Origin of the sequence: Geminocystis sp. GBBB08 (genome assembly GCF_016743215.1) — a bacterium.
Lineage (GTDB): Bacteria > Cyanobacteriota > Cyanobacteriia > Cyanobacteriales > Cyanobacteriaceae > Geminocystis.
This window is the reverse complement of sequence record NZ_VRZC01000321.1, coordinates 1-586: the sequence shown is the minus strand read 5'-3', so window position 1 is coordinate 586 and position 586 is coordinate 1. Positions and strand designations below refer to the sequence as shown.

Here is a 586-nt window from a genome sequence, read left to right as displayed (position 1 = left end):
GATGTAAGAATTTGGTCAAAAATTTTGAAAGAACATTATTTAATTCCACACAAAAGATGAAATTATGTTTTATCCGACTAATGTTGAAAAGACTAGCAGTTTCCTAAGATACCAAATGGGTTCTATAACATTTAACTAAGGTAGAATAATTTATCAGCTTCGTTAAGATACCATGCTTTACCCTCTGGATCATTTTCTTTACTCCAGTTCATAAACTCCTCTTTGCTTAACTCTTTAGCTTTACTGCTAATAGTGGTTTTAGATGCACCCTTACCTTTATTTTCATTTGTCTTGAATCTTTCAGCTAATTTACCCATTGATAACCCTTGCTCTTTAACCTCGGTATTCTCTGGGGTAGTTATTGCCTCGGAGTTATCATCAATAGTAACCTTAAGGGCTGATACATCCTCATCAATAGTTACATCTTCTTTAACATGCTCATTTACTACCTTTGGGATAACTTCGATAGCATTAAGGTTTTTAACATATTCACTTTCATTATTATTTTTGCCACTGGATACCCTCTCAATAACCTCATTCTCAATCAGTATCTCTGGGGTAATAGTCTCGTTAACTAGATTATTTT

General features: G+C 33.3%; 1 protein-coding gene. It reads right to left on the bottom strand.

The window, feature by feature from the left end:
- Positions 1-131: 131 nt before the first annotated feature.
- On the bottom strand, positions 132-586 hold a 455-nt coding region (locus FWJ34_RS19470; protein ID WP_308256978.1), incomplete at its 5' end, for a hypothetical protein.